Annotated in this window: 1 pseudogene; it reads left to right on the top strand. The window is 63.4% G+C overall.

Features of this window, described 5'->3' with window-relative positions:
- A pseudogene (locus tag NCT32_RS11585) lies at positions 1-1668 on the top strand (phosphate acyltransferase); the annotation flags it as partial.

Genomic DNA, 1668 nt, shown 5'->3' with positions numbered 1-1668 from the left:
ATCGCCGCGCTCGAACCGACCTTCGGCGGCATCAATCTGGAAGACATCAAGGCGCCGGACTGCTTCATCGTCGAGCGGGAATGCCGCAAGCGCATGAAGATTCCAGTCTTTCACGACGACCAGCACGGCACCGCGATCGTCGTCGCGGCGGCGATCACCAATGGTCTGAAGGTGGTCGGCAAGGACATCGGCGAAGTGAAGCTCGTGGCCTCGGGCGCTGGCGCGGCGGCGCTGGCCTGCCTGAACCTGCTCGTCGATCTGGGCATGAAGCGCGAGAACATCTTCGTGACGGATCTGGCCGGCGTGGTCTACAAGGGCCGCACCGAACTGATGGATCCGGACAAGGAACTGTTCGCCCGCGAAACCAGCGCGCGCACGCTCGCCGAAGTGATGGAAGGCGCGGACGTGTTCCTCGGTCTCTCGGCCGGCGGCGTGCTCAAGCAGGACATGGTCAGGCAGATGGCCGCGAAGCCGCTGATTCTCGCGCTCGCCAACCCGACGCCGGAAATCCTGCCGGAACTCGCGCTCGAAGTGCGCCCGGACGCGGTGCTGGCGACGGGCCGCACGGATTATCCGAACCAGGTCAACAACGTTCTGTGCTTCCCGTTCATCTTCCGCGGGGCGCTCGACGTTGGCGCGACCGTGATCACGAAGGAAATGGAGATCGCGGCTGTGAACGCGATTGCGGAACTGGCGCGTCAGGAGCAGAGCGATATCGTCGCGACGGCTTATGGCATTCAGGATCTGTCGTTCGGCCCCGAATATCTGATTCCGAAGCCCTTCGATCCGCGTCTCATCGTAAAGATCGCGCCGGCCGTGGCGAAGGCCGCGATGGATTGCGGCGTGGCGACGCGTCCGATCGAGGACATGGACGCCTACGAGCAGCATCTGCAGCAGTTCGTCTATCACAGCGGCACGACGATGAAGCCCGTGTTCCAGCTCGCGCGCAGCGTCGAGCCGGAGAAAAAGCGCATCGTGTTCGCGGAAGGCGAGGAAGAGCGCGTGCTGCGCGCGGTGCAGATCGCGGTCGATGAAAAGATCGCCAAGCCGATTCTCATCGGCCGGCCGGCGGTCATCGAGCAACGCGTCCAGAAGTTCGGTCTGCGTCTCACGGCGGGCACCGACTTCACGGTCGTCGATACCGATCACGACGAACGCTACCGCGACTTCTGGCAGAGCTATTACAAGATGATGGCGCGCAAGGGCATGCCAGCAGATGGCGAAGCTCGAAATGCGCCGCCGCACGACGCTCATCGGCGCGATGCTCGTGCAGAAGGGCGAAGCCGACGGCATGATCTGCGGCACGGTGAGCACCACGCATCGCCATTTGCACTTCATCGATCAGGTCATCGGTAAGAAGGAAGGCGCGAAGGTCTACGCGGCGATGAACGCGCTGGTGTTGCCGGGCCGGCAGATTTTCCTGGTCGATACACACGTGAACGTCGATCCGACGCCCGAGCAGCTCGCTGAAATCACGATGCTGGCGGCGGAAGAAGTGAAGCGCTTCGGCATCGTGCCGAAGATCGCGCTGTTGTCGCATTCGAACTTCGGCACGAGCAATGCCCCGACCGCGCAGAAGATGCGCGACGTGCTCGCGATCCTCAAGGAGCGCGCGCCCGATCTGGACGTGGATGGCGAAATGCACGGCGACGTCGCGCTGGATGCGCG

This window comes from Caballeronia sp. INML2 (assembly GCF_023631365.1).
In the GTDB taxonomy this organism is placed as follows: domain Bacteria; phylum Pseudomonadota; class Gammaproteobacteria; order Burkholderiales; family Burkholderiaceae; genus Caballeronia; species Caballeronia turbans.
This window is presented reverse-complemented; position numbering and strand designations above follow the sequence as displayed.